The sequence below is a fragment of the Faecousia intestinalis genome (genome assembly GCF_040096185.1).
Classification (GTDB): Bacteria; Bacillota; Clostridia; order Oscillospirales; family Oscillospiraceae; genus JAZOXB01.
In genome coordinates this window covers 1-16,689 of record NZ_JBBMFF010000178.1, presented here as the reverse complement: position 1 = coordinate 16,689, position 16,689 = coordinate 1, and the positions used below count along the sequence as shown (strand labels likewise).

General features: G+C 65.0%; 8 protein-coding genes and 1 riboswitch. Of the genes, 1 reads left to right on the top strand and 7 read right to left on the bottom strand.

The features are described from left to right. Positions 1 to 192: 192 nt before the first annotated feature. Positions 193 to 1,110 (bottom strand): LysR family transcriptional regulator, encoded by a 918-nt coding sequence (locus tag WMO66_RS05300; protein ID WP_349135348.1) that lies wholly within the window; start codon positions 1,108 to 1,110, stop codon positions 193 to 195. A gap of 132 nt (positions 1,111 to 1,242) precedes the next feature. Between WMO66_RS05300 and WMO66_RS05295 the strand changes: the two genes are divergently transcribed. Further along, a complete protein-coding gene (locus tag WMO66_RS05295; RefSeq protein ID WP_349135347.1) occupies positions 1,243 to 2,517 on the top strand; it encodes an adenylosuccinate synthase in 1,275 nt (424 codons plus the stop codon). Here the strand turns inward: WMO66_RS05295 and WMO66_RS05290 are convergent. The 6 genes from WMO66_RS05290 to WMO66_RS05265 form a co-directional block, all read right to left on the bottom strand. Continuing rightward, on the bottom strand, positions 2,472 to 2,903 hold the full coding sequence (locus WMO66_RS05290; protein WP_349135346.1) for a sporulation initiation factor Spo0A C-terminal domain-containing protein: 432 nt from the start codon (positions 2,901 to 2,903) through the stop codon (positions 2,472 to 2,474). The two genes, WMO66_RS05295 and WMO66_RS05290, sit on opposite strands and share 46 nt — an antisense overlap. 467 nt (positions 2,904 to 3,370) lie before the next feature. Further along, the gene (locus tag WMO66_RS05285) at positions 3,371 to 8,620 is read right to left on the bottom strand and encodes an S-layer homology domain-containing protein (RefSeq protein WP_349135345.1); all 5,250 of its coding nucleotides are present in this window, start codon (positions 8,618 to 8,620) and stop codon (positions 3,371 to 3,373) included. A 20-nt stretch (positions 8,621 to 8,640) separates the two neighbouring features. Next, positions 8,641 to 10,761, bottom strand: coding sequence for a transglutaminase TgpA family protein (locus tag WMO66_RS05280; protein ID WP_349135344.1), 2,121 nt, complete (start codon positions 10,759 to 10,761; stop codon positions 8,641 to 8,643). 2 nt (positions 10,762 to 10,763) lie between these two features. Further along, the gene (locus tag WMO66_RS05275) at positions 10,764 to 11,825 is read right to left on the bottom strand and encodes a DUF58 domain-containing protein (RefSeq protein ID WP_349135343.1); all 1,062 of its coding nucleotides are present in this window, start codon (positions 11,823 to 11,825) and stop codon (positions 10,764 to 10,766) included. Between the two features lie 11 nt (positions 11,826 to 11,836). Continuing rightward, on the bottom strand, positions 11,837 to 12,793 hold the full coding sequence (locus WMO66_RS05270; protein ID WP_349135342.1) for an AAA family ATPase: 957 nt from the start codon (positions 12,791 to 12,793) through the stop codon (positions 11,837 to 11,839). A gap of 852 nt (positions 12,794 to 13,645) precedes the next feature. Beyond that, the gene (locus WMO66_RS05265; RefSeq protein ID WP_349135341.1) at positions 13,646 to 15,565 is read right to left on the bottom strand and encodes a DUF4430 domain-containing protein; all 1,920 of its coding nucleotides are present in this window, start codon (positions 15,563 to 15,565) and stop codon (positions 13,646 to 13,648) included. 89 nt (positions 15,566 to 15,654) lie between these two features. Continuing rightward, positions 15,655 to 15,857, bottom strand: a riboswitch (cobalamin riboswitch). Positions 15,858 to 16,689: the final 832 nt, after the last annotated feature.

The following is a 16,689-nucleotide window of genomic DNA, read 5'->3' as shown; positions in this document are numbered from 1 at the left end:
TAGCACAGCCCTTGGATAGGGGCTATAAAAACTACTACTCTATAATACAAGGAAACCGTCAGGGTGTCCTTTCGCGTCAAATAACCCGCCGCAGCGGCAGAATTGCAAAATAATGCTACAAAAATTCATTTTGCAATTCTGAAAGCAGCTTGGCGAAAAAGGCCCGAAGGGACTTTTTTGACAAGCCGGCCGTTAACCGTCCTGCTCCGCCGGGCGGTCGAACCCGTGGTTGGCGCGGATCATCTCCATGAACCGCCCTGCCGCGGCCGACGGCGGCGTATTGCGGCGCGTGCACAGCACGACGCGGCGCGACGGGATCTCCTCGGCCAAATGCAGCTTGCGCACGACGCCGCGGTTCAGGCCGGAGAGCGACAGCTCCTCCGTCACGCCCGCCACGCCGAGGCCGATGCGCGCCAGCGAGATGAGCAGGTTATGGCTGGCCAGCTCGATCTCCGGCTGCAGGCGCAGGCCTCGCTGCAGGAAGCAGTCCTCCAGGAAGCGGCGCGAGCTTGCCTCGCGTTCGAGCAGGATGAGCGGGAATTCACTGATCTCCTGCAGCGTATACACGCGGTCAAAATCGCAGGGATAATCCGGCGCCGCCACGAACACCGTGTGCGTATCAAAGCACGGGAAAACGGAAAAACTGTCTGCATCCGGCGTGTAGGTCGCAAACGCAAGCTCGACCTGCCCGCTGCCGAGCAGCTGCAGCACACGGCGGCTCGTTCCGTTCAGGATGCGCACATGGATATGCGGGTATTGCTGATGGTAGTCCCGCAGGAAGGGCAGAAGATAGTATTTCGTCAGCGTGCTGCTCACGCCGATGGACAGCTCGCCCTTCAGAAGCTCACGCGACTGTGCGATGCGCGCCTCCCCCGCCTCGAGCAGGGACAGCGCCTGCGCTGCATAGTCATAGAGCACGCTCCCCTCCGCCGTGAGCGTCACGCCGCGCGCCGTCCGCGAAAACAGCCGCACGCCGAGGGCGCTTTCGAGCTGCTGCAGCGACTGGCTGACGGCCGACTGCGACAAATAGAGCTGCTTGGCCGTCCGGGAGATATTTCCCGTGTCGGCAATTGCTTTAAATATCCGGTATTGCTCCAGCTTGACTGTCATGGTCTCACACTCCATCAGAATTATTGATGTCTTGCATAAGATATTCATGTTTTACTTATGCCTCGGTTTGTATTATAATAGGCGCGTTGTGTGAAATCAAGCCCATCGGGCAGAAACAGGAGCAGAAGTATTATGAGCAATTGTGCAGTCGTCGGCATCAACTGGGGCGATGAAGGCAAGGGCCGCATGGTCGACCTCATCGCAAAGGATTATGATATTGTCATTCGCTATCAGGGCGGCAACAACGCCGGTCATACCATCGTCAATGAGTACGGCAAGTTTGCCCTGCATCTCATCCCGTCCGGTATTTTCTCCGAGGGCGTTGTGAATGTGCTCGGCAACGGCGTCGTCATCGATCTGGAAGACCTGTGCCGCGAGATCGACAATCTCCGTGCGCACGGCATCCGCATCACGCCGGAGAATCTGAAGATCTCGGAGCGTGCCACCATCGTCTTCCCCTTCCACCGCGCGCTCGACGGTCTGGAGGAGGCCCGTCTGAAAGATCAGAAGTACGGCTCCACGCTGCGCGGCATCGCGCCCGTTTATTCCGATAAATATCAGAAGAAGACCGTCATGCTCGGTGAGCTGCTCTACCCGGAGCACCTCAAGGCGCATCTGGCCACCATCCTGGAGTGGAAGAACCTCATCATCCACAATGTCTACGGCGCAGAGCCCTACAAGCTCGAGGACATGCTCGCCTGGTGCGAGGAGTTCGGCGGCAAGCTTCGCCCGTTCCTGTGCGACGTGCCCAAGTACCTCTATGAGGCCGAAAAAGCCGGCAAAAACATCATGTTCGAGGCCCAGCTCGGCGCCCTGCGCGACATCGATTTCGGCATTTATCCCTACACGTCCTCCTCTTCGTCCATCGCGGGCTATGCCTGCGTCGGCGCCGGTATGCCGGGCAGCCATGTGGACCGTACCGTCGGCATCGTGAAGGCCTACTCCACCTGCGTCGGTGAAGGCCCGTTCACAGCAGAGTGGTTTGGCGAGAAGGCCGAGAACCTGCGTGAAAAGGGCGGCGAATACGGCGCTTCCACCGGCCGTCCGCGCCGCGTCGGCCCGATCGACCTTGTCGCCACGCGCTACGGCTGCCGCATCCAGGGCGCGACCGAGGTCGCGCTGACGAAGCTGGATGTGCTGTCCGGCATGAAGGAGGTCCCGCTGTGCGTGCAGTATGAGCTGAACGGCGCGCTGACGGACGATTTCCCCTTCCCTGCCATCCTGCCGGAGGCAAAGCCCGTCTTCCGCACCATGCCGGGCTGGAATTGCGACATTTCCGGCGTGCGCCGCTATGAGGACCTGCCGAAGGAAGCGCGCGACTATGTAGAGACCGTGGAAAAGGCCATCGGCTGCCACATTTCTTACGTCTCCGTCGGCGCGGAACGCGAGGCGATCATCACGCGCTGATCCCGGTTCGGCGGGACATCTGTTCCGTACCGCAGCGCAGAGATCGGACGCTCCGCACGCAGATAATACGCCAGATACAGGATCGTTTCCCGGGCGGGACGCGGCAGCAGCCGCTCCTGCCCGGTGATTTTTCGCAGCTGCTCCGGGCTTCCGCAGCGCCACAGGCGCGCAGTCATGCGCTCGACGCTTCGGGATACCGAATCGGAGCTGCGGCGCAGGAGTTTGGCAACGGTGGGATACACATCCTTCGTGATGCGGAAGTCGTCAAAGCCGAGGTTCTCGTCAAACAGCAGCTCGGCAGTGATCTCCGTTGCAAGGACGGAGGGAGTGATCTCGGCCCGGGTCGTTCCCAGAATCGCAAAAAACAGGGATTCAGCGGTGATCATAAGTTTTCTCCTCTCTTCGTGCTCTGTTGTCTTCCCGGCGCTCGTCCGCCGGGAGAAACGTTTTCAGTCAGCGGCCGGATAAAGTTGTTTTGGGCAACCAGCGTCTATTATTATACGGCAAAACATGCTAAAGTGAATATGTTTTCCTCAAAATTTTTGAAAATTTTATCCGACAGTTCCATATGTTTCGGAGCTTATATAATTTTACATTTCTCTACGCAAATTTTTTACAGTCGGTTCATCCGATCGCTTTACAGGATAAAAACGGCCCCGCAGGAGGCTTTTCTCCTGCGGGGTTTTCTCGCTGCCGCCATCTCATACTGATTCCTGATTAAAACATTTCATCAGGAATCCCGTGTGCTACGCACACTCGCATCGTGCTGACGCACGCTGCGCCGTCTCATGCAGAATCTGACGCGCCCTCGGCGCTATAAAAAGCTTTTAAAGCTTTTTATCAGATTCTAGTATCAGCGGACGATATTTTTTACATACCGCATCAAAATGGCGGCGACCTGTGCACGGGTCGCGTCGCCCTGCGGGTCGAGGATCAGGCCGAAGCCGTTGTCCGTGCCGTTCACAAGGCCTGCAGCGTTGGCCCATGCCAGTGCCTCGCGTGCATAGGCACTCACCCGTCCGGCATCCGGGAAGACGGACAGGTCCGCCCGCGCGGAGGTATCATAGCGCTTTGCGGCATAGCGGAACAGGATCGTTGCGATCTGCTCGCGCGTCACGCGGCCGTCCGGCTCAAACTTCCCGCTGCCCACGCCGTTGACCACGCCGTTTTCCGCCGCCCAGGTCACCGCATCGGTGAACCACTGGCCGCCCGGCACGTCAGTAAACGTGTTCCGCCCGGCGGGCGCGCGGCTGCCGTCCAGACGCCACAGCACTGTGACGAGCATGGCGCGCGTCATGCTGCCGTCCGGCTCGAACGTCGTGGCAGACATGCCGTTGAACAGGCCCTGCTTCAGGGCAAAGTCGATGCCTGCGTGTGCCCAATTCCCGGCTGCCGGCATATCCGTGAAGCGGCTGCCCGGACAATTCGCGCCGCCGTCGCAGGGCGTTTCGCCGGTCTTCGGAATGACCTCCGTGCGCTCGGCCCCGCAGCGCGTGCAGGTGAACGTGCGCTCGCCGTCCGTATCCTCCGTTGCTGGGATCGTCACGCGCCCGGCATCCCAGCTGTGACCCAGTGCGTCCGTCCAGGCGTCGCGGTAGGTATCGCCGCAGGACGGGCAGGTGTGCAGCGTGTAGCCCTGCTCCGTGCACGTCGGCGCGACGACCGTGGCCACATAGGTGTGCTCGTGCTCCTTTTTCGGGATCTCGGTGTTTTCACTGCGCCGGTAGCCGCAGAAGCATTCCTCGTGCTTCAGGCCGGTCTCCTCCTCCGTCGGCTCACGGTCGATGACCCAGACGAATTCATGTGGCTGGAATGCCTCGTCCGTCTGCCCGCAATAGCTGCAGGTGCCGCGGTGGCCCTCCGGCGTGGTCTCCACACGGTCGTAAATATGCTTGCGCACATCGAGCGCCGCAAGGCCGACCGGGGCCGCATAGGCCGTGCCCGGCGCGCCGTCACGGTCCTGATAGAGCACATGGGAATAGGTGATCTGGAAGTCGTTGTCGTCCAGCGTCAGCGGGTCCGTCGACCACTGCACGAGCTTCGTCACATCCGTCCTTACGCCATTGTGCCAAACGGCCGTGACCTGCATACCGGCGGCCTCAAACGTCTGGCCGGCGTGGTAGACCGTCTTCTCCGGCTGCGCCGTGACCTCGAGCCGGTCCATCGTGCTGCCGACAGCCATCAGATAGGCCGAGTCGTTCTTGAAGTAGATCGTGCCGTCCGCGTCGATGACCGGGCTGCAGATGGCATACTGCGCCTGCGCGCCGCTCGGCGTGAACAGAACATAAGGTGTGTCATAGGTGACATGCTTGCCGCTGCTCTCGTCCGTCTCCTGCGTGATGAGGACCGGCGCGGTCTGGCCCGGCTTGTCGGCCAGAATGCGGAGCTTGCCCGGCGTATAGTTATCGAAGAAGTAGACGTAGACATAACCGTTCTCCGCCTCATAGGCCGTTGTCAGGATGCCGCTCGTCTGCGGGTAGCCCTGGGTGCGGACGGAATAGGCAACGGACATCGAAGCAAGGTCGATGACCGTGATGTTGTGGCCGGAATACGCGCCGAACTGTGCCGTGCCGGACACGCCGATGTAGGCGCGGCCGTTATAGATCGTCGGCGTGCAGGTGCTCATGGCCGGGTTCTTCGGATCGTTGGCATAATTGGCCAGCTTGAGCGCGCGCAGCGAGCCCTCCGTGAACGTGCCATCGGCCTCGACATGCAGACCGTAGAAATAGCCGCCCTTCGTTGTAAAATAGGCCGTACCGGCAAGGCCGCCCTCGCTGTCCGGGACGAAGGTCACGGAGCTGCGCAGGTCGCCCGTCTGCGGCAGCGTCAGCTCGCCGAGCAGACGGCCGCTGCGCGGGTCGAACGAGAGCACGCGGGCATGGCCCGTCGTGTAGCCCGCCTCGCCGTCGTCCGTACCGACGAGCACGAAGTCCTTGCAGGCGTAAGCGCCCGCCCAGTAGAAGCCGCCGCGGGACGTGTAGGTCCACGAGGCCAGCTTGCTCTCATCCGTCTTCGCCGGGTCCTCATCCGTCACGGTCAGGCAAACGAAATTTGCGTTGCCGTCCTCGCGGTTCCAGAAGCCGGTGTAGAGATAGCCGCCCTCATAGGTGATGGGGCAGTTCGGCTGGCCGCCGAGCGGGTCCTCGTACAGCCACAGAGACTCGAGCGTCACGGCATCGAACGCCTGCACGCAGCCGTTTGCCAGGCCGACGAAGATCATGCCCTCGGCATAGGTCGGCGAGTTGATGGCGAAGCTGGACTTATGGTCCATCTTGCCTTGCGCAAGCACCTCGCCCGTGCGCTTGTCGAGCTTGTAGATCGTCTCGCCGCCGTAGGTATACAGGCAGTCATCCACGATGATCGGGCAGCCGCAGGCATCGGAGGAATAGCCGCTGCCGAGCTGCGTGGCCCAATAGAGGACCGTATTCTCCGAGGAAACGGGCGTTCTGGCGTCGATGACGCCGTTGTTATAGGCATCCGCGCGGAACGAGGGCCACTGGGCAGGAAGCTGCTGCAGGCCCGTGTTCTCCGCCGCCTTCTGCAGCGTGACGCGGACCGTTTCCGCCTGCTCCGGGGCCGTGTAATGCTGGATGGTCGTGCCGACATAGCCCTTTGCCGTCACGGTATAGGTGTAGCGGTCGCCCGGCGTCAGGGCGAAGCTGCCGTCTGTGGCCCGCTCCGCGCGCCGCCCGGACTGCTCATTCGTCAGGAAGACGGTCGCGTCCTTCGGCTCCGTCACGAACGTCACGATCGTCGGCTCCGTTTTCTGCACATGCAGCGTATAGGTCGCCGGGAGCGCCGCCGCGTCTGCATGGTGCACGGTCACGGTCACATCCTCTGCGGTCTTTTCCGGATCGAGCGTCAGGGCGGCGGACGGCGCTTCCGCATACGTCGTACCGTTGATGTCCGCAAGATAGCCGCCGCTGTTCGGGTTCGTCTCCGTCGGCAGGCTGCGGAACGAGGCAGTGAAGTCCAGCGTGCGGGCGCTGACGTCGACGCGCGTCCAGTATTCCGTCACATCGCGGTCAAAGCTCTGCGCCTCGCCCTTCGCATTCAGCAGGTTCAGCGTTACGCCGTCCACGGCGGCGCTGAGCCCACCCAGCGTCAGGCGGCGGCGCAGCAGCAGCGTGTAGTCCTGGTAATATTCCACACTGCCCGCCGTCCGGCTCAGGCGCAGCGTCACGGTGTTGGAATAGCCGCTCGCCGCAAGGCTCTGGCCGCAGGCCGTGGCGGTCTTCGCGGGATCGACGGTCGCCGTGACGTTGATCGCCGCCTGCGTGCCGTTCGTGCCTGTGTTCGTCGTCTGGCGGAGGTAGCGCGCCTTCACGGCATAGCCGCCCGTCGGGGTCGCCTGCAGATAGAACGTGGAGTTCGCATCCGGCACCGTCAGCGTATAGCGGTGCTGCGCCGCCGAAAACGGCACGTCGCTCTCATAGCTCACACCGTTCTTCGGATTGCGCGCGCTGTAGGAGGCAAGCGCGCTGAGACGGTCCGTCGTGTCCGGCTCCGACGCCTGCACCGTGAGACCGGCAGCGGCCTCAAAGCTGCCCGCCGCATGATAGAATTCCTGCTTTGTCGTGATCCAGGTATAGCGCTCGCCGGGGATGAGGCGGTAGGTCCCGCTGCCGACGGGCGCGATCTCGCTGTCCGCCGCATTGAAGACGGCAGTGTCCGTTCCCGCGGGCACCGTGATCCGCACCTCGACGGAGTCGACCTTCGTCGCCGCAATGGTATAGGCGGTGCGCTCTCCGTTCGTGTGGGCTACCTGCACCGTGATCGTCCCGACGGGGACCTCTGCGGACGTGCCGCCGTTCACCGTGACGGAATAGCCCTCCGTACCGAACGGGACCGCCTCGATCGCCAGGCGGTCAGAGACCGTCGTCACCGCATAGTCCGTCCCGGCCGGGTCAAAGTCCAGCGGCAGGCGCGTACCTTCGCCATAGACGGCAAGCGACGCGAGCGTCGGCACACGGTGCAGGCGGAGCGTATAGGACTGGATGCGCATGTCCGTGCCGGAAGCGCTGCGGGCCTCGAGCCGGACCTCGCAGTCCGTCATCCCGGCCGTGAGCAGCGACACGAGCGCCGTCTGATAGCTCGACCAGCTCTTGCGGTTCGAGGGCTGGCTGCCGTCGCCGTAGTCCTTGCCGTTCTGGCCGATGTAGCAGCTGTAGAGCGCCGCGTCCGCAGGGGCATCCACCCCGCGCTCGGCATAGAGATAGGCCAGCGTGCGGAAGTCCTCCACGCGGAACTGTGCCGTATGGGTCTTCTCATCCTGCGTGCCGGGATAGGCACCCGCGGATGCGCCGGACGCATTGTGGAGGCGGATCGTGCCGAACCAGTCGCCCGTCGGCAGCGTGACCTGCTTTTCCACCGCGCCTGCCACGGTCAGCGTGCCGTCGACGCGGTTCGCGCCGCCGTCAGACAGGCTGAACGTGTACTCCCCTGCCACGACCTCGGCGCGCAGGCCCTGTACCTGCGTCACATTGCCGTAGCTGTCCGTCAGCGTGAGCTGCGCGGCCGTCCCGGCCGTGTCCGTAAAGGTCACGGGGTACTTTGTGCCGTTCAGAATGGCCTCGTATTCCGCCACGGCGCTGCGCAGTGCGGCAAGAAGCGTCGTCAGGCCCGCCTCGTCCGCCGTCCGCAGGCCGGACAGCGCCGCCGCATAGGCCTGCTGCGCCGCCGGGTAATTCTGCACATGGTCCGTGCGCTCCCGGAAGCGGCCAAGCTCCGTCACGGCGTCCAGCAGGGCCGGAAAGCCTCTTTCACGCTCGGAGAAGACGACGGCCGTCACGGTCTCCGGGCTGGCAATCGCATCGAGCGAATACGCGCCGCCGTCATAATAGACCGTAAAGTTTCCCGCGACGCCCTCGATGTCCGTGATGAACGCGGTATCGATGCCGCCGAAGGCATAACCGCTGCCGCGCAGGGCATCCCGGATGGTCTGCCCGGCCGTATAGGGCACGGCGACCGGCTCAATGAGCGTCTGCCCGGCCGTGGAGGCCGTCAGATAGAAGCTCCCGCCGCTCTGCGCCGCATGCACGGGCACGAGCGGAAGCAGCAGCGCTGCGCACAGCAGCAGGGCAAGAAATCGAATGGACTTCATAAGCATTGCCTCCTTCAAACCTAATACCAGATATGGAACCAGCGGTCCGCGAACCGTTGGAGCGGATTGCGTTTTTTCCGGCAGGCCTGCAGAACCTCCTGCACGAAGCGCTGCATGGCGGCGGCCTTTTCCGCTGGAATATCGTGGCCGCTGAACATGGCCTCGGCATTGTCCTGCCGGGCCTGCTCCAGCCCTGCGGGCGGGGCCGCGCCGGTCCGCGCCAGCAGGAACACGGCGTAGCCATAGAGCTGCGTCACGGCCTCGCGCGGCTCGTCCGCCGCCATGGCCGCGATCCGGCGGTGCAGGCGGCGTCTGCGCCAGAGCTGGCACAGGACGAACGCGAGGAGGGCCGCGGCAAGCGGGATCGCGGCGAGCCACCAGCGGAAGCTGCGCTGCGTCTCCTCCTGCGGGGCCTGCTGCTCCGGCTGCTCCACAACGGGCGGCAGCTGCGTGTTTTCATACTGCTTTCCGCCCGCCTCGCCGCCTGCTCCGAGGTCCTCGGCCTCCACATAGCCCGGCGTGACCTCAAACGGGACCCAGCCCACGCCGGTCAGATAATATTCCGCCCACGCATGGGCGTGCGTCTCATCCAGTTCAAACGTCTGCTCCCCAGAGACCGCATCCTGTCCGGAGAGGTAGTAGCCCTCGGCATAGCGCGCCGGGACGCCGCAATAGCGCAGCATCAGCACGGCGGCCGTCGCATAGTGCACGCTGTAGCCGCGCGCGGTGACGGACTGCACATATTGGAAAAAGTCCTGCGTCCCGTTCTGCGTCGAGACGCTCTCGTCATAGACGAAGTGCTCCGTGAGCGTCTGTCGGATGGCCTGCAGAATTTCCGGGAGCGTCTTTCCCTGCATTCCGCTCCCCAGCAGCGCCTGCGCGGCTCCGGCCGCCTCCGGCGTAAGCTCAAGGAACTGTGCCTCGGCAAACGCCCGGTAGCCCTCGTCCAGCGTGAGCCACTGCGCCGCGCCGTCCGGATCGTCCGCCAGCGCCTGCTGCGCGGCATACCAGTCGCGCAGGCCGCCGACGGCGCAGGAACAGGAATACGTTTCCCCCGGCGCTTTCGCCGCGCGGTCGCCGATGCGGTCCGGCTCCAGCAGGGCGTTGTCCGCAAGGCCCGTCGGCAGATAGGCCTGCGCGCCGCAGGCAGACAGGTTCGTGACCGTGACGGTCTGCACCTGCGTCTGCCCGGCGAGCACCGCCGCAGTCCCGACGGCGCTCTGGGCATAATAGCCCTTTTCATGCAGCCAATAGAAACGCCCGGCCTCGTCCGCCAGCGTCTGCGGATCGAGCGGCTGCCAGCTCCGGCCCGTGTAGACCTCGCCGACAAAGCCGCGCAGGTAAAGCCGCTGCGGCTGCTCCATCGTCACGCGCAGCGCGGGCGTCCCGTTCTTTTCCCACGCGGAAAGATCGTGCAGATCGCCCTCCGGCATGGAGTTGGCCGCCGCGTCATAGCGCAGTGCATGCAGCCCGCTGGCCAGCGCTGCCGCTGCCCCGCTCTCGGGCAGGGAGAGACGTCCGAGCGGCGCGCTGAGCAGCAGGCAGCCCGCAAGCAGCAGGGCCGCCGTCCGTCCCCGGTCCGTGCGGAACAGCAGCAGGGCCGTCATGCCGCCCGCCAGAAGCAGCAGGCCCCAGCACGACGGGAACAGCCCAATGGTGCAGCCGACCGCCGCAAGAGGCAGCGAAACGGCCGCAAACCATACGCTCCCGCGCCGGGCGCAGCGGCCGGAGGCCAGCGCCGAAAGAAAGCCGAGCGGCAGGAAGGCCCAGAGGCCCTGCCGCATTCCGCCAGAAGATGTCAAATAGATGTACCCGGTCCGCGCCGTCAGCCAGCGGCGCACGCAGTCCGCCAGCTGCCGCAGGCCCGCCGTGACGGGCACAAAGGCGCACAGGCAGAACAGCGCCGCCGCGCCGCAGAGCGCAGGCGTCAGCCACGCCCGCTGCGGCAGGAGCGCAAGCCCGGCCCCCAGCAGCAGGCCGAGCAGCAGGGCCGCCCACGCAGGCAGCACGGGGAAGGACCCCGCCAGCAGCGTCAGCGCCCCCGCAGCGCACAGGCCGCCGCACAGCGCGGCCGCCCACGGCGGCAGAGTCTGCCCCCCGGCAGGGGCACGTTCCAGTTGAAAACCGTTCGTTCGTTTCATGCTCAAAGCTCCAGCTGCTGCAGCGCGGCAGCATAGTCCTCTTTGGTATAGCAGATGCAGCGGACATCCGGCTGCTCCGGCACGCCGCACAGCAGCAGGACCGGCTCCGCACCCGCCGTCAGGCTGCGCCAGACCGGGTCCGGCGAGGCCGTAAAGTAGAGAATCTTGCCGAAGCCGCGCAGCGCCCCGGTCTCCTGCAGAGGCTCCGCGCCGCCGCGCAGCAGCAGCGGCAGATCGCGCAGCAGCTCCTCCGTGGAGCCTGCCTCCGCAAAGCGGGCCGTGCCGCCCTCGGGCCAGCCGAGCTGATAGGCATACCCCTGCTCGCTCAGGCTCTGGCAGACGGAGAACACGGCCTCCGCCTGCGCATCGCGCGCGGCGGCATCGCCGCTGCGGTCCCAGAAGACGAGCAGCGTACGCGCGGCGGGCATGCCCGGCTCGCGGATCACGAGGCGATCGAGCTTGGAGGAAAGCTTCCAGTGGATCTGGCGAAGGCTGTCGCCCGGCGCATACTCGCGCAGGCGGAACGGCTCCGTCAGGTCGCTTCCGCGGCGGTCCGGGCTGCTGGTGTCGCTGTCCGGGCTCTGCACCTCCGGCATCGTCACATGGACGGAGACCGGGAACGTATCCGGCAGGACCGTGACATGCGCCGCCGCGTCCGTCCGGATCTTCCGGGCAAACAGGCCCGGCAGGCCGAGGAGCCAGGCCCTGCGGATGCGGACCGTCAGGCGGCCGCAGTGTTCGGCGCGGAACGAGAAGCGTTCCTCCGCGAAAAATTCCGTTGTTTCGCCCGTCAGGTCATTGCGCACCTCGATGCGGCACAGGACGCGGCCTGGCGCGCGGCGGGAGGCCACGATCTCGCCCGCGATCATGCCGTCCTTCCGGCCGCCTGCCGGGAGCCGGAGCGAAAGCGCGGGCAGCCTGCTGCACCGCAGCACGACGAATCCCGCCAGCGCCGCCAGCACCGGCACGCAGAGCGCGGCCAGCGCTGCCCCGGCATGGGTAAAAGCAAAGGCCAGCGCACAGCAGGCCGCCGCCAGCAGCCACAGCAGCCAGGCGCGCAGCATCCGCTTCCGCATCAGCTTTTGAATTCGCGCACCGCGGGCTGCGGGACGCGCTCGAGAATTTCGGCAAGCACCGACCGCGCCGTCTCGTCATGCAGGCGGGCGCGCGGCGCGAGCACAAGGCGGTGGGCACAGACATCGGGCGCTGCCTCCGCGACGTCCTCCGGCAGGACATAGTCCCGCGCATGCAGGAACGCGCGCGCCTTGGCCGCGCGGCACAGGGCCAGACCGGCGCGCGGGCTCAGGCCGAGCTGCAGGCTCTCATGGCAGCGCGTGGCCTCAAGCAGGCGGGCCGTATAATCATAGACCGGGTCCGCCACGAACGTCATGGCGGCGGCATCCATCAGGCCGCCGAGCGCGGCGGCATCCGTCACGGGGCACACCTGCGCAAGCGGGTCGGCGTGGTGGCGCTCCTTCATCAGCTCCACCTGACTTTCCCGGTCGGGGTAGCCCATGCTCAGGCACAGCAGGAAGCGGTCGAGCTGCGCCGGGGGCAGGAGCTGCGTTCCGGCCGAGCCGACGGGATTCTGCGTCGCCAGCACGAAAAACGGCTGCGGCAGCGGATGCGTCTTCCCGTCGACAGTCACGCGGCGCTCCTCCATAGCCTCCAGCAGGGCCGCCTGCGTCTTGGTGGAGGTACGGTTGATCTCGTCCGCCAGCAGCAGGTTCGTCATGACCGCGCCCGGCTGGTAGGAAAAGGCTCCCGCCTGCTTGTCATAGACGGAGAAGCCCAGAATGTCCGACGGCATCGTGTCCGGCGTGAACTGCACGCGGCGGGTCTCCAGCCCGAGCGCGCGTGCGAAGGCCATGGCCAGCGTCGTCTTGCCGACGCCGGGCACGTCGTCCAGCAGCACATGGCCCTGCGCCAGCACGGCCATCAGGACCTTTTCCACGATCTCCCGCTTGCCGAGGATGACCTTCTGCACCTCGCGGAGCACCTGCGCCGCAAGCTCATATTGTTTCTGTTCCATCATGCCGCCTCCCGATATTTCGATTCGTATACGCAGCCGCCGTCCGGCAGCCGCTCCAGCGCGCAGAGGGCCAGCATGGCCTGCTCCGTCGCCATGAGATTTCCTTCCGTGTCCGTCAGCAGATGCGCATAGCTCCCGTCCGCCTTCCGGAATTCTGCAAGGCCTGTTTCGGGGTTCACGCTGCCGAATTCCTGCTCCGGATCGATGCCGAGCGCAGCCAGCGCAAGGAGGACCTGCGCGCAGCTCTCGGCGCTCGGCTCGCCGTAGGCCAGGAAGGTGCCGTCCGGCTGCATCTGGTCCTTCAGCCAGGCAAGCGCCCGCTCCACGGTCTCGTCCCGGCCGTAGGGCGCAAGGGCCTGCAGGGCCATGGCCGTCATATCGGCCTCCGAGGCGCCGGAAACGAGGCCGAAGCCGCCGTCCGGCTCCTGCGCCGCGCGGATGGCCTCCACGATCCCGGCGCGCGTGTTTTTCGCCCGCTCCGGCTCCGGATAGGTCCCGGCATCGACCGCCAGCAGGGCAAAGATCAGGCCGTTGAGGCCCTGCGCGCCGAGCTCGCCCGCAAAATTCCACACGCCGTCGTCCAGCAGGTCCACGGTCGTGCCGTCCGGCCGCGTACCGAAGGCGGCCGGGTCGCCGCCGAGCATGGCGACGGTCAGGATCGTACGGGAATACTCCGTCGCCATGAGCGCATCGAGCGTGCCCTGCTCGGCATAGCGCTCCGTGACATGCCGCTCAAGCGCGGCAAGATAGGCGTCATAGCTCTCGTTCGCACCGCAGGCCAGCAGCGCCATGGCGAGCCAATCTCCGATGGAGCTGCCCGCCAGCTCCGCCGCGCGGCCCTCCAGGAAGCCCTCACGCACGCCGAGCAGCGCCCGGCAGCCCTCGAGTGCCTTTGCAGGCGCCGATCTTGCGCCGCAGCCCGCCAGCAGTGCCGCGCACAGCAGCAGGATCAGAATATTTCGCATTTGCTTCAAGGAACATGCTCCTCTCGTTTCCGTTCTCCGTCGGGTCCGTGGGATCCGTTGGCGGCTCCGTGGGATCCGTGGGATCCGTGGGATCCGTTGGGTCGACCGTTCCGGTCTTCGGCAGGACGTCGCGGCGCGTCTCGGCGCACTTCGTGCAGACATAGTCCGCATAGCCGTCCTCCGTCTCCGTCGGCTCGACACGGGCCGTCTCCTGCCAGTCGTGGCCAAGCGGGATCTCCTGCCCGTCGCGCCAGACATAGCAGTAGCTGGACAGCACGCCGTAGCCGCCGCCCGTCGCGCCGAAGCCGTCGATATCCTTGCCCCAGGCCAGCGTGAAGCGCAGCGTCAGCACGTCGCCGTCGCCGAGCATCCATTCCGACAGGCCCTTGCCGGGGTAATAGCCGTTGACATCATACATCCAGCCCGCGCCCCAGGTGTAGTCGTGCTGGCCGAGGCTGTCGCGGCCGGGCGCACCCGTCAGTGAGATGCCGTCGCGCTGGATGAGTGTCCAGAGGCGCTCCGGCACCTGCGCGCGAAACAGCAGGTCGCCGCGCGTCAGGCGCATGAGATAAAAACCGCCGTTCTTTTCCGCAAGGCCGTCATAGCCTGCCTCATAGCCGCAGTCCTCCAGCATCTGCAGCACGGTCTGCGCGGCCGTGTCGCCCTGTTTGATGCGGACGGTCTCCTCGTCGACGATTCCGAGGCCGACGGTCGTGGCGTCGATGCGGATGGTCGCCTCACCGATGTCGTCGCCCTCCGAGACCGTCTGATAGACGATCTTCACGGTGCGCATGGCGGAATTTCCGGCATCGTCCCACGCAAGGATGCGCAGCGTGTATTCCCGCTCATCGCCGACGAGCGGCGCGGAGAAGCGCAGCACATATTCATAGCCGGACGCGGCGCTGCCGGTCGGGTTCGTCAGCAGCTCGCCGTCCATCGAGACCTGCAGATGGCTCGTGTAGATCGGTGAACCGTCCGTGCCCGTCCTCGCCCAGACGACGAACGTCATCGTCTGCACGGAAACGGGATCGGTCCGGCCGTCGCGGCTCGTCGTGATGATGGGCGGCGCATCGCCGATCTCGGGCTGATCGTCGTCTGCGAGCCTTGCGCGGTAGGAAATATGGTATACCGCGGCATCGCCGACGCGGCGGCCGTCGCGATATAAATATAAGGAGAAGGTATAGGACTGATTTAAGGTAAGGCGGACGGAGAAGTTCCGGTCGTCCGCCGGCAGCAGGCGCGTGCCGTTGTTTGCGGTGGAGCCGGACTCCTTATAATATACCCGCAGGCTCAGGTCTCCGCTGCCCGCAGCATAGGCATAAAACCGCAGCGTATCGCCGTCCAGCTCACCGGAGCGCCAGACGCGGCTGACAAGGTCCGTCACGATATGCGGCTCCTCGGGGCCGGGGGCCTCCGTGGGGGCAGGACCCGGCTCCTCCGTCGGCTCCGTTCCGCCGCCGGTGCTGCGCGTCGGCTCCTCGCTCGGCTCGGGCGTCTGTGTCGTCTGCGTGGCGGACGTCGCATCCGTCGGCTCGTCCGGCTCCGTGGATGGCTCGGCCGTTTCCGTCTCGTCCGGCTCTTCGGACGGCTCCGTCGGCTCCGGGGACTGCGTGAGGGGCACGTCGTCCGATGTGCCGCCGCTGCCGCCGCGCTCCTGTCGGTCCGGCTGCAGGACCTGCGCCTGCTCCGGCAGCGGATCGGGCGGGCGCACCCGTCCGCCCGTGAACACGACAGCCACCGCACCGGCCAGAAGCGAAAGGATCAGCACGGCCGTGCAGACCCGGCCCCAGATTGTTTTCCGTCTCATGGCACGACCCCCAGAAAAAAAGGACACTGCAACAATCGTTGCAGCGTCCGCATTTGCGCACAACAAAGCGCCCCGTTTCCCGCACCATGCGGGCAGAGCCTCCCCAAGCAGGTCTTCTGACTCACGCCTCGACGGCCGCGCGCGCCTTCTCAGGGTTCCCCAATGACCGGCTTTCGCCCTGCACGCGGCCTCCGCGCATACAGCGGCGGTACCGTCCGGGATTCTCACCCGGTTCCCTATCCTCTCCCGCTGCCCGGACGGCAGCGGAAGCACTTGAAGCTTCCATTGCTCTCAGTATAACAAGGGCCGATTTTTTTGTCAAGCCCGTTCCGGTGTGTGTTTCCGCATTCGCTAAAAAAATACGGATTTCGGTGCTTGACAGGCGCGCCCGCATGGTCTATAATCAAAGTAGTCCGCACAAAGCCTGTGCGGCATGAACTGAATATTCTGCTTGCAGAGACCGTATGTACGCAACGGCGCGGGGCGACCCCGTCAGGCATACGGGTAAACAAGGGAACGGGGATAATACCCCGAGGGAGGCGCGCTGCGCCTCTGGGATAACCGTCGCTGTGAGCGTTGAGTCCGCTGCCCGTCGGCGAAAGCCGGTCATTGGGGAACCCTGAGAAGGCAGGGCAGCGGCCGTGGGGGCTTTGCTCCCGGATGCGCGACCCAGAAGACCTACTGTGATGCATTACTTTGCCCGAATCGGTTGAGGGGATAGTCTATCTATCCTCTCAGCCGTTTTTTTGTGCCCGATTCGGGGCAGCGGATGCGTTCCCGCTGCGCATGACCGGGTGTTCTCCTCCTGTGGGGGGGGGGGGGGGGGCCGCCGACCCGCCCCACGATGCAGCAGCTTGCCAAAAACTCCATGTCTCCCATGTAGTTTCCTGTCAGGCTGTTTTTTTGCGGCTTTGATCTTTTTGACCGTCAACGGTCTGAAGATAAATAAATCTGGGAAGCCACTAATCGTATCCTCAAGAGTGGATACCGAGAGATTTTTCGTCGAGTCGAGGTTTGGAAAGTGCAGGCGTACTTTGTGTACCCGCAAGGGGCATGCCGCATCCGTAAGGCGGCAGAGCCGCCAACGGCTGCGCAATACTCCAAACTTTCCGAACCGATGGATC